The sequence below is a fragment of the Streptomyces capparidis genome (genome assembly GCF_054782095.1).
The window spans coordinates 1-17822 of record NZ_BAAGTD010000068.1 but is presented as its reverse complement, the minus strand read 5'-3'; the positions used below and the strand labels follow the sequence as shown (position 1 = coordinate 17822).

Annotated in this window: 13 protein-coding genes, 2 tRNA genes and 1 pseudogene; 13 read left to right on the top strand and 3 right to left on the bottom strand. The window is 75.0% G+C overall.

What is annotated here, in order from left to right; genetic code table 11:
• Nucleotides 1-93 precede the first annotated feature (93 nt).
• The 8 genes from ACYVO2_RS33940 to ACYVO2_RS33905 all read left to right on the top strand — a co-directional run bounded on the left by ACYVO2_RS33940 (nt 94) and on the right by ACYVO2_RS33905 (nt 5589).
• The gene (locus tag ACYVO2_RS33940) at nt 94-231 is read left to right on the top strand and encodes a hypothetical protein (RefSeq protein ID WP_461011944.1); all 138 of its coding nucleotides are present in this window, start codon (nt 94-96) and stop codon (nt 229-231) included.
• Nucleotides 232-301: 70 nt separating this feature from the next.
• Nucleotides 302-892 carry a nicotinate-nucleotide adenylyltransferase gene (gene nadD / locus ACYVO2_RS33935; RefSeq protein WP_461011943.1) on the top strand — a complete coding sequence of 197 codons (591 nt, stop codon included), beginning with the start codon at nt 302-304 and terminating at the stop codon, nt 890-892.
• Between the two features lie 24 nt (nt 893-916).
• Nucleotides 917-2842: an LCP family protein gene (locus ACYVO2_RS33930; protein WP_461011942.1), complete on the top strand. Its 1926-nt coding sequence runs from the start codon at nt 917-919 to the stop codon at nt 2840-2842.
• A gap of 145 nt (nt 2843-2987) precedes the next feature.
• A complete protein-coding gene (gene rsfS / locus ACYVO2_RS33925; protein WP_461011958.1) occupies nt 2988-3428 on the top strand; it encodes a ribosome silencing factor in 441 nt (146 codons plus the stop codon).
• Nucleotides 3425-4069 (top strand): histidine phosphatase family protein, encoded by a 645-nt coding sequence (locus ACYVO2_RS33920; RefSeq protein WP_461011957.1) that lies wholly within the window; start codon nt 3425-3427, stop codon nt 4067-4069. Before rsfS ends, ACYVO2_RS33920 begins: the two co-directional genes overlap by 4 nt.
• Before the next feature lie 92 nt (nt 4070-4161).
• Nucleotides 4162-4234 (top strand) — tRNA-Ala (locus ACYVO2_RS33915).
• A gap of 269 nt (nt 4235-4503) precedes the next feature.
• Nucleotides 4504-4576 (top strand) — tRNA-Ala (locus tag ACYVO2_RS33910).
• Between the two features lie 317 nt (nt 4577-4893).
• On the top strand, nt 4894-5589 hold the full coding sequence (locus ACYVO2_RS33905; protein WP_461011941.1) for a glycoside hydrolase family 12 protein: 696 nt from the start codon (nt 4894-4896) through the stop codon (nt 5587-5589).
• Nucleotides 5590-5715: 126 nt separating this feature from the next.
• Here the strand turns inward: ACYVO2_RS33905 and ACYVO2_RS33900 are convergent, their stop codons facing one another.
• Together ACYVO2_RS33900 and ACYVO2_RS33895 are read right to left on the bottom strand one after the other, a co-directional pair.
• On the bottom strand, nt 5716-7191 hold the full coding sequence (locus tag ACYVO2_RS33900) for an NADH-ubiquinone oxidoreductase-F iron-sulfur binding region domain-containing protein (RefSeq protein WP_461011940.1): 1476 nt from the start codon (nt 7189-7191) through the stop codon (nt 5716-5718).
• Nucleotides 7188-8372: a hypothetical protein gene (locus ACYVO2_RS33895; protein WP_461011939.1), complete on the bottom strand. Its 1185-nt coding sequence runs from the start codon at nt 8370-8372 to the stop codon at nt 7188-7190. Before ACYVO2_RS33895 ends, ACYVO2_RS33900 begins: the two co-directional genes overlap by 4 nt.
• A 309-nt stretch (nt 8373-8681) precedes the next feature.
• Here ACYVO2_RS33895 and leuS point away from each other — a divergent pair, with 309 nt between their 5' ends.
• From leuS to ACYVO2_RS33870, 5 genes and pseudogenes are all read left to right on the top strand, one after another.
• Nucleotides 8682-11603 (top strand): leucine--tRNA ligase, encoded by a 2922-nt coding sequence (gene leuS, locus ACYVO2_RS33890; protein ID WP_461011938.1) that lies wholly within the window; start codon nt 8682-8684, stop codon nt 11601-11603.
• Nucleotides 11604-11865: 262 nt separating this feature from the next.
• Complete coding sequence (locus ACYVO2_RS33885; RefSeq protein ID WP_461011937.1) at nt 11866-12498, top strand: hypothetical protein; 633 nt, start codon at nt 11866-11868, stop codon at nt 12496-12498.
• Between the two features lie 68 nt (nt 12499-12566).
• The gene (locus tag ACYVO2_RS33880; RefSeq protein WP_461011936.1) at nt 12567-13427 is read left to right on the top strand and encodes a DegV family protein; all 861 of its coding nucleotides are present in this window, start codon (nt 12567-12569) and stop codon (nt 13425-13427) included.
• A 507-nt stretch (nt 13428-13934) separates the two neighbouring features.
• Nucleotides 13935-14756, top strand: a complete 822-nt coding sequence (locus tag ACYVO2_RS33875; protein WP_461011935.1) for a helix-hairpin-helix domain-containing protein — start codon at nt 13935-13937, stop codon at nt 14754-14756.
• 215 nt (nt 14757-14971) lie between these two features.
• Nucleotides 14972-17332: pseudogene (locus ACYVO2_RS33870) on the top strand (ComEC/Rec2 family competence protein); the annotation flags it as partial.
• A 22-nt stretch (nt 17333-17354) separates the two neighbouring features.
• On the opposite strand, the gene ACYVO2_RS33865 reads toward ACYVO2_RS33870, so the two are convergent.
• Nucleotides 17355-17591: a hypothetical protein gene (locus tag ACYVO2_RS33865; RefSeq protein ID WP_461011956.1), complete on the bottom strand. Its 237-nt coding sequence runs from the start codon at nt 17589-17591 to the stop codon at nt 17355-17357.
• Nucleotides 17592-17822 lie beyond the last annotated feature (231 nt).

The following is a 17822-nucleotide window of genomic DNA, read 5'->3' as shown; positions in this document are numbered from 1 at the left end:
AGCGGAGCCTGCGTGAGGTTCCTTCGGGATTCGCCCGTACCATGGGGCGCACGAATGTCCCGCTCCACTGACAGACCGTGAGGGCCTGCCGCCATGACCTCTGAGACGTTGACCCTGCTGGCCTCGAGCGGCGAGCACGAGAGCCTCAACCCGTACCTGACCGGCGGCGGCGCCTTCCTGGCCCTGATGCTGCTGCTGTGGATCACCACGCGGTTCAACCGGGACCGCTGAGCGGGTCACCCCGTCGGCACCACACCCCCCGGCTCCGGCCGGGGGCGCACGGGAGGAGGCCGAAGGCCCCGTGAAGAAACGACTCGGCGTGATGGGCGGCACCTTCGACCCCGTCCACCACGGGCACCTGGTGGCCGCCAGCGAGGTGGCGTCGCTCTTCCGGCTCGACGAGGTGGTGTTCGTCCCCACCGGCCAGCCGTGGCAGAAGAGCGACCGCCGGGTGTCCCCGGCGGAGGACCGCTACCTGATGACGGTCATCGCCACCGCGTCCAACCCGCAGTTCTCCGTCAGCCGCATCGACATCGACCGCGCCGGGCCGACGTTCACCATAGACACGCTGCGGGACCTGCGGTCCGAGCACAGCGACGCGGACCTGTTCTTCATCACCGGCGCCGACGCGCTCTCGCAGATCTTCTCCTGGCGCAACGCCAAGGAGCTGTTCGAGTTCGCGCACTTCATCGGAGTCACCCGCCCGGGGCACACGCTGTCCGACCCCGGCCTGCCCGAGGGCGGGATCTCGCTGGTCGAGGTCCCGGCGCTGGCCATCTCCTCGTCCGGCTGCCGCGAGCGAGTGGCCAAGGGAGAGCCGATCTGGTACCTCGTCCCCGACGGAGTGGTGCGCTACATCAACAAACGCGCGCTGTACCGGGACGCCGGATAGCGCGCGGACGACCGAAGGGGCGCTGTGAACGACGCTGAATCCCCGCGGAACGACGCCATGGACGGCCCCGGTCGCCAGCCGCACCCCGACGACCAGGCGTACCCGGGACCCGCCCCGGACCCCTACGGCGCGTATCCGCAGGAGGGTTACGGTCACGATCCGTACGCCCCCGCCGACCCGTACGCGCAGCAGGCGTACGGCTACGACCCCTACGAAACGCAGGCGCAGACCGGTTACGCCGACCCGTACACCCCCGCGGAGCCCGCCCACCAGGACGGCCCGTACGGCACGGACCCCGGTGCCCGGCCCCGCATCCCGCACCAGTACCGGCCCGGCGAGTACCCGGGCTACGACGGGCAGGAGTACGGCGGGCAGGACCACGGCGGGCAGGGCTGGGACCAGCAGGGCCAGGACCAGGCGTACGGCGCCCAGGGCTACGACAGCCAGGGCTACGACACGCAGGGTTACGACACCCAGGGCTACGGCGCGCAGGGGTACGGCGCCCAGGGCTACGACGGCCAGGGCTACGACGGCTACGGGGGCGCCTACGCCGACCCGGTGGCCGCGCCCGGCCCCGGCGACCCGTACGCGGAGCCGTACGCCGAGCCCGCCGCCCCGCCCCGCCCCGAGCCGGACGAGGACGCGTCGCCTCCCGCCGGCGGCGCCCCGGCCGACCCCTCCGCCTCCGCCCCGAAGGCCGAGTACCGCACCGAGCAGTTCGCCTTCGTGGACGACGCGGAGGAGGACGAGGAGGTCATCGACTGGCTGAAGTTCGCCGAGACCCGCAGCGAGCGCCGCGACGAGCGCAGGCGCCAGGGCCGTCTGCGGATCGTCGCCCTGGCCCTGGCCGCCGTGCTGGTCCTGGCCGGCGGTGTCGGCTGGCTGTGGTGGCAGGGCAAGGGCCCCTTCGCCGGCTCCGGCGGGAGCGCCGCCACCGCCGCCGGGCAGAAGCGCGACGTGATCGCGGTGCACCTGATGGACCCGGACAGCGCCGAGAGCTCCACCGCGCTGCTGGTGAACAACGAGTCCACCGGCCGCGGCACCACCGTCCTGCTGCCCAACGCCCTGGCCGTCTCCACCGACGACGCCGGGTCCACCACGCTGGGCCAGTCCGTGGACGAGGAGGGCATGGGCCCCACGCGCGACGCCGTGTCCACCCTGCTCGGCGCCGAGATCAAGGGCTCCTGGCGGCTGGACACGCCGTTCCTGGAACTGCTGGTGGAGTCCGTCGGCGGCATCACGGTCAGCACCGACGTCGAGGTGCGCGGCACCGGCGAGGACAAGGACAGGACGCTCGTCGCCAAGGGCCCCGACCAGGAGCTGCGCGGCCCCGCCGCCGTCGCCTACGCCACCCACCGGGCGTCCGGCGAGTCCGCGGACAAGCAGCTCGCCCGGTTCGGGCAGGTCCTCCAGGCGGTGCTGAAGAAGGCGCCGGGCGACCCGGCGAGCGCCACCCGGCTCGTCGAGGGCCTCGGCATGGTCGCCGACCCCTCGCTGCCGGAGAAGGAGCTGGGAGCCAGCCTGGCGCCGCTGGCGAAGCAGGCCCAGGCGGGCAAGTACCGCACCGTGGAGCTGACCGCCAAGGCCGACGGCACCGTGGACAAGGCCGCCGCCGCGGACCTGGTCGAGGACGTGCTCGGCGGCACCGTGAAGAACGCCGACCCCCAGGCCACCCCGCGGGTGCGGGTCGACGACGCCACCGGCGACCCCGACGCCCTCCAGGACGCCCAGGTGGCGCTGGTCAACGGCGGCTACACCTTCGCCTCGGGCGGCAAGGCCGACGAGCCCGCCGCCACGTCCCGGGTCGAGTACGTCGAGGACGTGCGGGCCGCCACGGCCAAGGAGGTCGCCAGGACCCTCGGCCTGCCGGAGAGCGCCGTGAAGAAGGTGAAGGGCGAGCCCGGGAACCTCGACATCACGGTGGTGCTGGGCCAGGACTTCGGGGACTGAGCCGACCGGGGCGGGGCCGCGGCCCCGGCCGCCGGAGGTCCCGCCGTTCCCAACCGTCCCTCCCGGGCGGAAAACCCGGGAGGGACGGCGCGGCGGAACGTGTCATCCTGGAGTGGTACCCGTCCCCGAAACCGGAAGCGTGCTAGTGACCGCCACCGACCGCGCAGTCGAGCTCGTCAACGCCGCAGCGCAGGCCGCCGCAGACAAGCTGGCCCACGACATCGTCGCCTACGACGTGAGCGACGTCCTCGCCATCACGGACGCCTTCGTGCTGGCCTCAGCGCCCAACGACCGCATGGTCAAGTCCATCGTCGACGAGGTCGAGGAGCGGCTGCTCAGGGAGTGCCGGGCCAAGCCGGTGCGCCGGGAGGGCGAGCGCGACGGCCGCTGGGTGCTGCTCGACTACGTGGACGTCGTGGTCCACGTGCAGCACTCCGAGGAGCGGGTCTACTACGCGCTGGAACGGCTGTGGAAGGACTGCCCGCAGCTCGCCCTGCCCGAGGACGCGGTGAAGACCCGCGGCCGGAGCGCCGAGTACGCCGCGGCCGACGCCGACGCCTTCGGCTCCGACGGGGGGCCGCGCTGAGCGCCCAGCGAGGCCGCCGCATCGTGCTGTGGCGGCACGGCCAGACCGCGTGGAACCTCGAACGCCGCTTCCAGGGCACCACCGACATCCCGCTCACCGACGCCGGGCTCGCCCAGGCCCAGCGCGCCGCCCGGCTGCTGGCCGCGCTGCGGCCGGACACGATCATCGCCTCCGACCTCAAGCGCGCCGCCGCCACCGCGGACGAGCTGTCCGCGGTCACCGGGCTGCCCGTCACCCACCACCCCGGTCTGCGGGAGACCTACGCCGGGGTGTGGCAGGGGCTGACCGGTGACGAGATCCAGCAGAAGTACGGCGAGGAGTACGCGGCCTGGAAGCGCGGCGAGCCCGTGCGGCGCGGCGGCGGCGAACTGGAGACCGAGGTCGCCGAGCGCGCCGCGCCCGTGGTGCTGCGCGCGGCGGACGACCTGCCGGACGGCGGCACCCTGGTCGTGGTCAGCCACGGCGGAGCGATCCGCGTCACGATCGGCCGCCTGATCGGGCTCGCCCCGCACACCTGGGAGTCGCTGGGCGGCCTGTCGAACTGCTGCTGGTCGGTGCTCGGCGAGGGAGCACGCGGCTGGCGGCTGCTGGAGCACAACGCGGGCACCCTCCCCGAGCCGGTGCTCGGCGACGACGACTGACCGGGGCGGGCGACGGATTTCGTGGTTGCCCCGGTGACCCGCTAAGCTTTCACCCGTTCACGGCACCGCCCCGAGGGGCGAGCCGGGGCGGCGGGGCTATAGCTCAGCTGGTAGAGCGCTTGCATGGCATGCAAGAGGTCAGGGGTTCAAGTCCCCTTAGCTCCACTCGGGTGCGAGGGCGACTCGTGTTCGCGGGAAACGCGGACCGGTCGCCCTCGTTCTGTTTTTCGCGCGGCTTCGCCGCGCGCGGCGGGGGCTTCACCACCCGCACCCCCGCCTTGCCGTCGCGGGGTGGGCCTGTCCCGCGGGGGAGCCCCGGGGGCGGGGCGGGGTGGGGCTTGGCCGGGGTGGTGGGGGCCTGGAAACCGTTTGGTCAAACGCCCTCCGGCCCGTGTAATGTAGGTGCAGCCGCCGGGGTTCCGGCGGAAGATCTCGGGGCTATAGCTCAGCTGGTAGAGCGCTTGCATGGCATGCAAGAGGTCAGGGGTTCAAGTCCCCTTAGCTCCACTCGGGTGAGGGTGACCCGTGTCCGCGGGAAACGCGGACCGGTCGCCCTCGTTCTGTTTTTCGCGCGGCTTCGCCGCGCGCGGCGGGGGCTTCACCACCCGCACCCCCTCCGGCTCTCCCGGCGTGGGGCCTGTCTGCTGGAGTGCCGCCACGGGTCCGCGCTCCGCCTCAGGCGCACGCACCCTCTCCCGGCACGCCCCGCCGCCCGAGGCGGTCCGTCTCGCCGCTGTACGGAGTCTTGACGTGGTCGGGCCAATCGAGGGACCTTCGGGGAAGCGGGTGCGAAGAAAACGCTTTCCACTTCCCTCGGAGGAACTGTGGTCAGGACAATACGAACCCTCCTCCTGGTGCCGCTGATGGCGGTCGCCGTGATCCTCGGGCTCACCACCAGCGCCCACGCCGCGACATGGTCCTCCTCGGACCGCTGGGGCACCTGGCAGAACGGGGGCTACACCCTCTACAACAACATCTGGGGCAGTGGCCACGGCCCCCAGACCATCTGGGCGAACTCCTACAGCAACTGGGGTGTGTGGGCGAACCACCCCAACACCGGCGGGATCAAGTCCTACCCGAACGCCACCCGGCACATCGGCCGGAAGATCAGCGCGCTCAACAGCGTCAGCAGCAGCTTCAACGTCTCCGTCCCGAACAGCGGCGCCTACACCACCACCTACGACATCTGGGACACCAACCACGCGTACGAGATCATGCTGTGGATGAACAAGACCGGGCCGGTCGGACCGCTCGGTTCCCGTCAGACCACGGCGTCGGTGGGCGGCCACACCTGGGACATCTACCGGGGCAGCAACGGCGCCAACCAGGTCTTCTCGTTCGTCAGGACGAGCAACACCAACTCGGGCACCGTCAACATCAAGGCCGTGCTCGACTGGCTGCGGAACGCGAACTGGTTCGGTGACATCACAGTCGGCGACGTCCAGCTCGGCTACGAGATCACCTCGTCCAGCGGTGGCCTGAACTTCACCACCAACAGCTTCAACGTCTCCTTCGGCTGACCTCGGCCCACCCCGGGCGCGGCAGGATCCACGGCCGCGCGGGGACCGGCCGGGCCCGGGGCCGCCCTGGCGCGTACTGCGCGCCCGAGGGCGGCCCCGGTCGCGGTCGCCGGGGACGGCGGGGCCTCAGCCGTCGGACTCCAGCCGCAGCGCCAGCGCCGGGCAGCGCCGGATCGCGCGGCGGGCCTGGGGGCGCAGGTTCACGGGCAGGGCGAAGTCCGCCGAGTCGGGGTAGCCGTCCGGGCCGAGCCTGACCACGTCCGGCAGGACGTCCGCGCACAGGCCGTGGCCCTCGCAGAGCGTCCAGTCCACCAGCAGCCGGTCGGTGGGCACGGCCTGCGCCGCCGCCGGCTCGCTGCCCTCCACGGTGAGCGGGAACACGCCCTTCACCGGCCGCCCGCACCCGTTGCCGAGGACGTGCGCGGCCAGGTCGTCGGTGAACGTCCGGAGGGCGGAGGCGATGAAGCCGGCCGTGCCGTCGGGGTGGCTGCACGCGCCGCGCCTGCTCACCGAGTTGATCCAGTTGTTGACCTGCTCCAGGGACATCCGCCCGCCGCCCGCGAGCATCTCGTCCACCGCCTTCGCCAGCGCGGGCAGGCCGAAGGCGCACGGGCCGCACTGCCCGGCGGACTCCTTGGCCATCCAGTGCGCCACGCGGGCGGTCTCCCCGAGCGGGCAGGTGTCCTCCGGGATCGGGCAGACCGCTCCCGCGCCGAGGGTGGCGCCGTGGGCCTTCATCGACTCGCGGGAGATCAGCGCCGAGTAGGCGGCGTTGCGGTCCAGGAACCCGCCGTGGTAGCCGCCGACCAGCACACCCTGCCCGAGGTCCATGCCGCACAGTTGCAGCACGTAGCTGAGCGGGACGCCGGTCGGGGTCTCCACCACGTAGCGCCCGGCGACGGTCAGCAGCACGGTGCCCGGCTCCGTCGGCAGGCCCGTGGCCCGGAACGGCAGCGCGGTCAGCCGGGCCGCGACCGCCATCTGGGCGAACGTCTCGGTGTTGGAGAACAGGGTCGGCAGGCCGTCCACCCCATAATCGCTGGTGCGGATCTTGCGGCCGTTGGGCACGGTCGGCCCGCCGTTGATCCCGTTGACCTGCGCCGAGCTCTCGCCGGTGACGAAGCGCTCGGGGAGCATCGCCACCCGGGTCGCCACCCCCGCGGGGCCGCGCTCGGAGAGGGCGTCCAGCATCGACCTCTCGACATCCGTGCGGGTGACGCCGATGACGACCTGCTCCGCGCCCAGCGCCCGCGCCGCCAGCATCGCGCCGTCCCACACCAGGTGCGGGGCGCGCAGCAGCAGCGCCTTGTCCTTGCGGCAGGCGGGCTCGCCCTCGCTGCCGTTGACCACGACCACGCACCGCCCGCCGCGGCCGGCCGCGGACTTGATCACCGCCTGGAGCTTGCGGGCGAACGGGAAGCCGGCGCCGCCGCGGCCGCGCAGGTCGATGTTCTCCGCGAGGTCCACGACCTCGTTCTGCCGCAGCTCCGGCAGTTGGCCGTGGGTGACCAGGTGCGCGACGCGGTCCAGCCGGTCCACGCCGTCCAGCCCCGCCAGCAGCCGCGGCGGGCCGATGGTCACCACCTCGGGGAGGTAGCTCACGGCGCCCACCCGCGGGTGTCGTCACGGCCCCAGTTGCTGCCCGGCGCCGGGGGGACGGCTCCCATCACCTGCGTGGGCTCCTGGTCGGGGCCGAGGCCGGGGGAGCCGAGCGGGTCCACGCCCAGCGCCCCGCCGCCGAGCCCGCTGCCGCCGAGCCCACCGCCGCCCATCCCGATGCCGCCCGTGGTCAGCCCGGCCGCGCCGAGGTCACCCGGGACCGCGCCCATGACCTGCGTCGGCTCCTCGTAGCCGAGCATCCCGCCGGACCCCGGCCCCGGCGGGACCGCGCCCATGAGCCGGGTGGCCGCCTCCGGGTCGGAGCCGAGCGCGCCCATCGGCGGCGCGAGCCCGTCCGGCGGCAGCAGGCCGGCCGGGACCTGGCGGGGGCGCTCCAGCCTCGGCTGGTCGAAGGCGCGCCGCTGCTGGCGGGGCAGCGCGGCCACCTCCGGGCGGGCCGTCGCCGCGGCGGCCAGCGCCGCCTCCTTGGAGTGCGCGGGCCTGGTCCGCATCCGCACGAAGAGCGCGCCGATCACGCCCAGCACGCAGATCGCGTAGGCGGCGAACACCCAGCCCGCCGCCAGCCGGCCCGAGCGCAGCCCGTGCACCAGGGCCATGCCCCACGCCGGGTACGCGGCCATGTGCAGGACGCGCCACACACGGGCGCGTTTGGTCGAGGCGAACGCGCTGCGCAGCGCGCCCGTCGCGACCACGCCGACGAAGCCGTAGCCGGCCAGCGTGCCCAGGCCGACGAGCACCGGGCGGGTGCTGTCGGCGAACGGTACGACCGCGGACACCGGGTCCGCGTCCGCGCTGCTGCCGGAGACCTTCACGACCACATGTACGAAGAGGAAGAGCACACCGCTCACCGCCGCGGCGCGGTGCACGCCCTGGGCGACCAGCCGGTGCATGGGCTGGAGGAACAGCCGGTCCGTCGCCGCGATGCCCCACAGCACCGCGCAGGACAGCGACACCAGCGAGAGCACCCCGGCACCCCAGTCGAGGAACAGCCTGGTCTGCGTGAACATCGCCGAGCCGCCGGTGAACAGGGTCACCGGGAGCACCGTGGCGAGCAGGACGACCGCGCCGACCTTGACCGGGGCGACCGGGACGCCGGGTTGCGGCAGCCCGTCGTCGGATCGGCGGCGTCTTCTTTTGTTTCCCTGCGAGCGAGATATCTGCATCGGAGCCTTCCGAGCGCTCAAGTGCGCAGCAGCGATTGGACACTGCACGCGCGGCGGCACCATTGCGTTTACCGCCGTGCGTGTGCCTCACCCCCTGCGGTACCCTAGCCCTCATGCGATCCGCGCGCCGCCTGCTTAGCCGGCCGCGCTGACAAGGACCGGCCCAAATGGGTCGGAGTCGGCGCGGCATCCCCTCCTGAGCGAGGGGATTTTTTGTTGGTTCATGAGTCGTTCATGACGGCGGAACGTATTCAGCGAGGGGCAGGCGCCGTGTCCGGCCGCCGTGACATCGATGGAGCCCAAAGGACGATGAGCGAGACCACCCCGGCCGCCCGGCCGCACCGCAACGCCGCTCCCGGCACCGGGGGAGCCGCCGACGGCCCCGCCGGTACCGAGAAGGCCAAGTACACCGCCGAGCTGGCCGCCCGCATCGAGGCCCACTGGCAGGACGAGTGGGAGCGGCGCGGCACCTTTCACGCGGCCAACCCGGTGGGGTCGCTCGCCGGGCCGCGGGAGATGGTCGAGCGGCCCAAGGCGTACATCATGGACATGTTCCCGTACCCCTCGGGCGCCGGCCTGCACGTCGGCCACCCGCTGGGCTACATCGCCACCGACGCCTACGCCCGCTACCTGCGGATGACCGGCCACAACGTGCTGCACCCCCTGGGGTACGACGCCTTCGGCCTGCCCGCGGAGCAGTACGCGGTGCAGACCGGCACCCACCCGCGGGTGACCACCGAGGCGAACATGGCGACCATGCGCAGGCAACTGCGCCGGCTGGGCCTGGGCCACGACCCGCGCCGCTCGGTCGCCACCATCGACCCGGCGTTCTACAAGTGGACGCAGTGGATCTTCCTCCAGATCTACAACTCCTGGTACGACACCGAGGCCGACCGCGCCCGGCCCATCGCCGAGCTGGTCGAGCAGTTCGCCTCCGGCGCCCGCCCCACCCCCGACGGCCGCCCCTGGGACGCGCTGGGCGCCGCCGAGCGCGCCGCCGTCCTGGACGAGCACCGCCTGGCCTACGCCACCGAGGCGCCGGTCAACTGGTGCCCCGGCCTGGGCACGGTGCTGGCCAACGAGGAGGTCACCGCGGAGGGCAGGTCCGAGCGCGGGAACTACCCCGTGTTCAAGGCCAGGCTGCGCCAGTGGATGATGCGGATCACCGCCTACGCGGACCGCCTGCTGGACGACCTGGAGCTGCTGGACTGGCCCGAGGCGATCAAGCTCCAGCAGCGCAACTGGATCGGCCGCTCCGAGGGCGCCCGGGTGGAGTTCCCGGTGGAGGCGGACGGGCAGGCGCGGATCACCGTGTTCACCACCCGCCCCGACACCCTGTGGGGCGCGACCTACATGGTGCTGGCGCCCGAGCACGAGCTGGTGGAGCGGATCGTCCCCGCGGCGTGGCCCGAGGGCACCCGGCAGGCGTGGACCGGCGGGGCGCGCACCCCCGCGGAGGCCGTCGCCGAGTACCGCAAGCAGGCCGCCGCCAAGTCCGACGTGGAGCGGCAGGCCGAGGCCAAGGACAAGACCGGCGTGTTCACCGGCGCCTTCGCCGTCAACCCCGTGAACGGCGAGCGGGTCCCGGTGTTCATCGCCGACTACGTGCTGATGGGCTACGGCACCGGCGCGATCATGGCCGTCCCCGCGCACGACCACCGCGACTTCGCGTTCGCCCGCGCCTTCGAGCTGCCCGTGCGCTGCGTCGTCGAGCCGGACGACGGCCGCGGCCAGGACCCGGCCGAGTGGGACGACGCGTACACCTCCTACGACGGGCGGTGCGTGAACTCCTCCGCCGAGGGCGTCTCCCTGGACGGTCTGCCCGTCGCCGAGGCCAAGGCGCGGATCACCGCCTGGCTGGAGGAGCGCGGCATCGGCGAGGGAACGGTCAGCTACCGGCTGCGCGACTGGCTGTTCAGCCGCCAGCGCTACTGGGGCGAGCCGTTCCCGATCGTCTACGACGAGGAGGGGGTGGCCCACGCGCTGCCCGAGTCGATGCTGCCGGTCGAGCTGCCCGAGGTGGACGACTACGCGCCGCGCACCTTCGACCCGGACGACGCCGACACCAGCCCCGAGACCCCGCTGTCCCGCAACGAGCAGTGGGTCGAGGTCACCCTGGACCTGGGCGACGGGCCGAGGAAGTACCGCCGCGAGACCAACACCATGCCCAACTGGGCCGGTTCCTGCTGGTACCCGCTGCGCTACCTGGACCCGGACAACGACGAGAAGCTGGTGGACCCGGAGGTCGAGCGGTACTGGATGGGCCCGCGCACGTCCGGCGCCTCCGGTGGCGTGGACCTGTACGTGGGCGGCCAGGAGCACGCGGTGCTGCACCTGCTGTACTCCCGCTTCTGGCACAAGGTGCTGTACGACCTGGGGCACGTGTCGTCCAAGGAGCCGTTCCACCGCCTGTTCAACCAGGGCATGATCCAGGCGTACGTCTACCGGGACGCCCGCGGCATCGCCGTGCCGGCCGCCGAGGTGGAGGAGCGCGAGGACGGCTGGTACCACGACGGCGAACCCGTCCGGCGCGAGCTGGGCAAGATGGGCAAGTCCCTGAAGAACGCCGTCACGCCCGACGAGATCTGCGCCGAGTACGGAGCGGACACCCTGCGCCTGTACGAGATGGCCATGGGCCCGCTGGACGTCTCCCGGCCCTGGGACACCCGTGCCGTGGTCGGCTCCTACCGGCTGCTGCAACGGCTGTGGCGCAACGTCGTGGACGAGGCGACCGGCGAACTGAGCGTCACCGACGACGCGCCCGACGAGGCGACGCTGCGCGCCCTGCACAAGGCGATCGACGGGGTGCGCTCCGACATGGAGGGCCTGCGGTTCAACACCGCCATCGCCAAGGTGACGGAGCTGAACAACCACCTGACCAAGCTGCCCGCGGTGCCGCGCTCCGTCGCCGAGCCGCTGGTGCTGCTGGTGGCGCCGCTGGCCCCGCACATCGCCGAGGAGCTGTGGCGGCGCCTGGGACACACCGAGTCCCTGGTGCACGAGCCGTTCCCGGTCGCCGACCCGGCGCTGGTGCAGGACGAGACCGTCACCTGCGTGGTGCAGGTCCGCGGCAAGGTCAAGGCCCGCCTGGAGGTGCCGCCCACCATCGGCGAGCGGGAGCTGGAGGAGCTGGCGCTGAAGGACGAGGCCGTGCTGGCGGCGCTGGGCGGCGCCGGGATCCGCAAGGTCGTGGTGCGGGCGCCGAAGCTGGTGAACGTGGTGCCGGCGTAACGCGCCGGCGGCGGCACCGGCACCGTCCCGCCCGCGCCGGTCGCGGCGCGGGTGCCGGGGCGGTTGAGCGGTGGTCCGGGCAGGTCGCGGGGGAACCCGGGGCCTGCCCGGTTCGTTTGTGGGTGCGGGGAGCGGCTTCGGGTTACGGTGGAAGCCGTTCGGCCCGTACCCTCGTCCGACCCGCTCGGTTCCGCACGAGCCGTCCCCCCGCGGGCCGTTCGAGCACCGGCCGGTGGAGCCGTTCGAGCCTGGAGGCGCGCCCGTGGATGTCGTCCTTGCCGTCGTCGCGCTGTTCATCCTCGCGTCCGTCGCGGTGGGCGCGGTCGCCGTGGTGCGCACGAAGCGGGCGGTGCAACGGAGCCTGGAGCGGCGGGTGCCGCAGGCCCGCCGCATGCTGGAGGACACCACGCTGAAGGCGCGCAGCCTCACCCAGCCGGGCGCGGCGGGCCAGATCGCCGATGTCCGCCTGTCCATGCGCACCTCCCTGGACAGCACCCGGCGCACCCTCGAGGCGGCCGTCACCGACGACGCCTCGCTCGCCGAGTCCCTCGCCCTGCTCCAGCGGCTCGAAGCCCACGCCCGCACCCTCGACACCGAGCTGAAGGCCCTGGAGCGCGAACCCGACAAGTCCCGCGTCTCCGCCCGCCTGCCCGAGATGCGCGAACGCGCCGAGCGCATCGCCCACTCCGCGGACGCGCTGCGCTGGGCGGCGCAGGACCGGGCGCGGCAGTTCGCCGACGACGAGCTGGCCGAGCTCAGCCGCAAGTGCGAACTGGAGGCGGGGGCGCTGCGCCACTGGGACGCTCCCGGCGCCGCCGTCGAGGCCCCGGCCGAGCCGCCCGCCGTGGGAGCGGGCAAGGAGCGGAAGGCCGCGCCGGGCGAACCGCCCTCCTGACCGAGCCGTCCCCCGCCTGCGGGGATCGACCTGCCCGAAGCCGCTGAGCTGCGGGTACGCTCGCGGGCATGTCCAGCCACGTCGCCATCGTCACCGATTCCACGGCGTACCTGCCGCCGGAGGCCGTGGAGCGGTACCGGGTGGCGGTCGTCCCGCTCACCGTGGTGCTCGGTGACGAGGCGCTCGAGGAGGTCACCGAGGTCTCGGCCAAGGCCGTCGCGCACGCCCTCCAGCGCCGCCGCAGGGTGACCACCTCCCGGCCGGGCCCGGGTGACTTCGCCGCCGCCTACCGGGCCGCCGCCGAGGCCGGGGCCACCGAGGTGGTGTCCCTGCACCTGTCCTCCGAGCTGTCGGGCACCTACGAGTCCGCGTGCCTGGCCGCCGCCGGGGCCCCGGTGCCGGTGCGGGTGGTGGACACCCGCATGGTCGCGATGGCGCTCGGCCACGCGGTGCTCACCGCGGCGGAGACCGCGCGGGCGGGCGGGAGCGCCGACGAGGTCGTCGCCGCCGCCGCCGACCGCGCCGCCGGGACCTCGGCGTTCTTCTACGTCGACACCCTCGACCACCTGCGCCGTGGCGGCCGGATCGGCGCCGCCCAGGCCCTGCTGGGCTCGGCCCTCGCCGTCAAGCCGCTGCTGCACCTGGCGGACGGCAGGATCCAGCCACTGGAGAAGGTCCGCACGGCGGCCCGGGCCATCGCCCGTCTGGAGGAGATCTCGGTGGAGCGGGCGGGCACGGCCCCCGTGGACGTGACCGTCCACCACCTGGCCGCCGCCGACCGCGCCGAGGACCTGGCGGCCCGCCTCCGCACCCGCGTCCCCGGCCTGGCCGAGCTGACCGTGCTCGAGGTCGGCGCGGTGATCGGCGCCCACGTGGGGCCGGGACTGCTGGGGGTGGTGGTCTCGCCCCGGCGGGGGGTGGAGGGGTGACCCCGGGTCAGGGGGTGATGCGGGGGTGAGGGCCGGCGGGGTGAGGGGACCCGGGGCCGGGCGGGGGTGTCCGGCGGCAGGCGCGGCCGGGCGGGTGTACGGCGCGGCCGGGGCGCCCTGAGGGCCCGGGGCCGGGCCCTCGCCCGGAGGTTCGGCCCCCGTCCCGGGCGGCACCGTGCTTCTCCCCTCTTTCCCTTCCACCGCCGCCTCCTCCGCCAGCGCCCGGCGCACGTGCCTTTCCGGCCGTTCACCCGAGTGGTGGTGACAGCACCGGCGGAGCCGGCCGCGTCCAAGTGGCACCGAACGCAAACGGCCGGCCGCCTTGTCGATCAACTCCCGGATCGTCATTTCCTGCCTCCTGTCATCTCCTCCCGTTTTACCTCCCCTTTCGAGCCCGCGCGGAGAATTCCCTCCCGAGGGTGACGCGGTTGTCCACAGGCGCCTTTTCATCCACAACCGCGCCGCCCGCGAAAACGCGCGCACGGAAAACCGCCTACCGTCGGCCGCATGACCATTTCCACCGCCACCACCCCCGATATCCCCGCCCATTCACCGCCGGCCCGCCGCGAGCGCCCCGCCGCGGCCTCCCCGGTCGGCCGACCCGCGCCGCGCGAGCCGGATCCCGGCGCCGCCACCCCCGCCGCCTCCCCTGAGCTGCCCCGCCGGCTCCGGCTGCGGCTCGCGCTGCTGGAGCGGCTGCCCGCGGCCCGGCCGCGCCTGGGCCTCGACCGCAGGGCCGTGGCCGCGCTCGTGGTCCTTCTCCTCATCGCCCTCGTTTTCGCCCTGCACCACTTATGGACCGGACGGCCACGCGACGTTCCCGTCCCGGAAAGCGCCCCGCTGCGCACTCCCGCCGCCGCCCCCGCCCCGGCACCGCCCGCACCCCGGAAAAACGTTGTCGTGGACATCGCGGGAAAGGTCAGGGAGCCGGGCATGCGCACCCTGCCGCCGGGCACCCGCGTCGGCGACGCGCTCCGCGCCGCGGGCGGAGCCCTGCCCGGCACGGACACCAGCGCGCTGAACCTCGCCCGGATCCTCGCCGACGGCGAACAGGTCCTCGTGGGCGCCACCGCCCCCGCGGCCCCGGCCGCCCCGCCGGGCGGGCCAGCCCCGCCCGGCGCGGGGAGCGGCCCGCCGGAGCGGCTGAGCCTGGGCTCCGCCACCGCCGAGCAACTCGACACCCTCCCCGGCGTGGGCCCGGTCCTGGCCCGGCACATCATCGACTACCGCACCCGGCACGGCGGCTTCGCCTCGGTCGAGCAACTGCGGGAGGTCACCGGCATCGGAGACCGCCGCTTCGCCGAACTGCGCCCCCTGGTCCGGCCGTGAGTCCGCCTCCGCCTCCGCACCCCACCCCGCCTGCCCCCTCCGGCGGCCCGCCGCCCGCGACCGGCACCACGGCGTCCGCCACCCCGCGCCGGACCACGCCTCCAGGCGGCGCGTCTCCAGGCAGCGCCTCTCCGAGCGGTGCCCCCGACGGCGGCGCCCCTCCAGGCGGCGCGGCGCGGCAGCCCACGCCCCGTCAGGTCGCCCCGCCCAAGCCGCTGGACCTGCGTCTGCTGCCGCCCGCCGCCGCGGCCTGGCTCGCCGCGGCGCTCGCCCTCGGCGCCCCCGCCCGCCCCGTGCTGACCGGCGCCGCCCTGGCCCTGGCCGCGGGCTTGGTCCTGCTCCTGGTCCGCGGCGGGCGCGCGCCCGCCCGCGTCGCCGCGACCGCGCTGCTGTGCGCCTCCGTCTCCGCCGCGATCGCCTGCTGCCACGCCGCGGACGCGCGCCGCGGGCCGCTGCCCGAGCTCGCCCGCGAGCACGGCCGGGCCACCGTCGAGCTCACCGTCACCGACGACCCGCGCGCCCTGCGGCCGCGGGTGCGGGGCGCCGCCCAGGGCCCGGCGGCGGTCGTCGTGGAGGCCACCGCCCGGCGCGTGGTCCGGGCCGGTGGCGGCACCCGGGTGCGCACCCCGGTCCTGGTGCTGGTCCGGGGCCGCGGCGCCGCCGGCTGGCTGTCCCTGCTGCCCTCCACCCGGGTGACCGCCGAGGTGAGGGCCGCGCCGCCCAGCCGTCCGGGCGGTGGCGTCGCCGCCGTCCTCCACACCACGGGACCGCCCAGGGTCACCGCCGGGCCCACCCGGCCCCAGCGGGCCGCGGGGGAGCTGCGCGCCGGGCTGCGCACGGCCACCGACGGCCTGTCCCCGGACGCCCGGGCCCTGCTGCCGGGCCTGGCCGTCGGGGACACCTCCCGCATCCCCGCGGACCTGGCCGACGCCTTCCGCGCCACCGACCTGAGCCATCTGACCGCCGTTTCCGGCACCAATCTGACCATCGTCCTGGCGGTGCTGATCGGCCCCGCGGGGCTGGCCGGCAGGGCGGAGCGCCGCGGTCTCGCCGGACGCCTGGGCATCCCGCTGCGCGCGACGGCCGTCCTCGGCGGCGTGCTCACCCTGGGATTCGTCGTGCTGTGCCGCCCCGACCCGAGCGTGCTGCGGGCGGCGGGCTGCGGACTGCTCACCCTGGTGGCGCTCGGCACCGGCCGCCGCAGATCCCTGGTGCCCGCGCTGCTGGGGGCCGTGCTGCTGCTGGTGCTGTTCTTCCCCTGGCTCGCCCGCTCCTACGGCTTCCTGCTGTCGGTGCTCGCCACGGGCGCGCTGCTGACTCTCGCCCCGCGCTGGAGCGAGGCGCTGCGCCGCCGCGGGGTGCCGGGGCGCCTCGCCGAGATCCTCGCCGCGGCTGCCGCCGCCCAGGCGGTGTGCGCGCCGGTCGTGGCGGCGATGGCGGCCCGGGTCAGCCTGGTGGCGGTGCCGTGCAACCTCCTCGCGGAGCTCGCCGTGGCCCCGGCGACGGTCCTGGCGTTCGCCGCGCTCGCCGCGGCCCCCGTCGCCATGCCGGCCGCCCGGGCGCTGGCCTGGCTCGCGGGCTGGCCCGCCGAGTGGATCGCGGGTGTCGCCCGCACCGGAGCGTCCCTGCCCGGCGCCGAGGCGGCCTGGCCCGGCGGCTGGCGGGGTGGCCTGCTGCTGACCGTGGTCGTCCTGGCCGCGCTGCCGCTGCTGCGCCGGGCGCCGCGCAGCCCTCTCCTGGGGGCCGCCCTCGCGCTCGCCCTGCTGGCCGCCGTGCTCGCCCCCGCCCCGCTCACCCGGGTCCTCACCGGCTGGCCGCCCCGCCACTGGCGGCTGGCCATGTGCGACGTCGGCCAGGGCGACGCGCTGGCGCTCGCGGCGGGCGACGGCACCGCCGTGGTCGTGGACGCGGGCCCCGACCCGGCGGCCGTGGATCGCTGCCTGCGGGAGCTGGCCGTCACCCGGGTGCCGCTGGTGGTGCTCACCCATTTCCACGCCGACCACGTCGCGGGCCTGCCCGGGGTGCTGCGCGGCCGGTCCGTGGGCGCCGTGCAGACCACGCCGTTCCGCCCGCCGGACGGTCCCGACCCGGTGCTGGAGCGCCGGGCCGCGGCCGCCCGCCTGCCGGTGCTGCGCGCCGCCGCCGGGGAGGCCCGCTCGGTGGGGCCGCTGTCCTGGCGGGTGCTGTGGCCGCCGGCGTCCGGCCCGCCCGACACGGACCCCAACAACGCCAGCGTGGTCATGCTGGTGCGCGTCGCGGGCCTGACCGCCCTGCTCCTCGGCGACCTCGAGCCCCCGGCCCAGCGCGCCCTGCTCGCCGCGCTGCCCGGCCTGCCCCGCGTGGACGTGCTCAAGGTGGCCCACCACGGGTCCGCGTACCAGGAGGCGGAGCTGCTGCGCCGGGTCGCACCGCGCCTGGCCCTGGTGTCGGCGGGCCGGGGCAACCCGTACGGCCACCCGTCGCCGAGGACGGTCGCCGGTCTGCGCGGGCTGGGCGCCACCGTGCTGCGCACCGACCTCTCCGGCTCGGTCGCGGTGCTGGGGGAGGGCGGCTCGCTGCGGGCGGTGGTCCGCCGTGGCGACGCCGGGGACGGGGCGGCTAGTCCTCCTCGACCCAGCCCTCGTGTTCCTCCGCCAGGGCGTCCAGCGCCGTGGGGTCCAGGCCGTCGCCCCGGACGACCACCAGCCACTGAGCGTCCTCCGCGTCGTCCTCGCCCGCCAGCGCGTCGCGGACCAGCCGGGGCTCACCCTCCACCGGGAACCGCTCCGCCACCGCCCCGGCCACGGCCTCCGCCGCGTCCCGGTCGGGAAGGACCAGCACGTACTCCCTGTTCACCCGCTGCCCGCTCACGAGGGGCCATTGTGCCCGCAAGGAGCCGCCACCCCGCACACCCCCTCCCGCTCCCCTCCTGCTCCCCGGCCGCCCACCCGCCCCGGCCGCTCCCGACCCCCGGCCCCCGACCCCCGGGGTCCCACCCTCCGCCGCCCGGCCGCCCACCCGGCCCGGCCGCCCACCCGGCTTGGCCCCCACTTCCGCCCGGCCCCCACCCCCGCCCGGCCCCCACCC

Bases quoted from the DNA above. Each gene is read 5' to 3' on its own strand.
- ACYVO2_RS33895 (WP_461011939.1), bottom strand. From the start codon at position 8,372: ATGCAGATATCTCGCTCGCAGGGAAACAAAAGAAGACGCCGCCGATCC.
- ACYVO2_RS33940 (WP_461011944.1), top strand. From the start codon at position 94: ATGACCTCTGAGACGTTGACCCTGCTGGCCTCGAGCGGCGAGCACGAG.
- ACYVO2_RS33875 (WP_461011935.1), top strand. From the start codon at position 13,935: ATGACCATTTCCACCGCCACCACCCCCGATATCCCCGCCCATTCACCG.
- ACYVO2_RS33880 (WP_461011936.1), top strand. From the start codon at position 12,567: ATGTCCAGCCACGTCGCCATCGTCACCGATTCCACGGCGTACCTGCCG.
- leuS (WP_461011938.1), top strand. From the start codon at position 8,682: ATGAGCGAGACCACCCCGGCCGCCCGGCCGCACCGCAACGCCGCTCCC.